We start from the raw sequence: 239 nt of genomic DNA on the forward strand, positions 1-239 counted from the left end.
TGACTGGGGTGAAGTCGTAACAAGGTAACCGTAGGGGAACCTGCGGTTGGATCACCTCCTTACCTTAAAGAAACGTTCTTTGAAGTGCTCACACAAATTGTCTGGTAAATGATGAACTTCTGAATGTACTTTCGAGTGCATTAAGAAGTTTTGCTCTTTAAAAATCTGGATCAAGCTGAAAATTGAAACAGCACACTGAACTCTGTTCTCCGTAATAAGAACAGACTGAGGTGTGTTTG

At 41.0% G+C, this 239-nt stretch carries 1 rRNA gene; it reads left to right on the forward strand.

The annotated features are described in order from the left end of the window. Nucleotides 1-62 (forward strand): 16S ribosomal RNA (locus ACH1XZ_RS23280); the annotation flags it as partial. Nucleotides 63-239: the final 177 nt, after the last annotated feature.

The organism is Kluyvera chengduensis, assembly GCF_044197065.1.
GTDB lineage: Bacteria > Pseudomonadota > Gammaproteobacteria > Enterobacterales > Enterobacteriaceae > Kluyvera > Kluyvera ascorbata_C.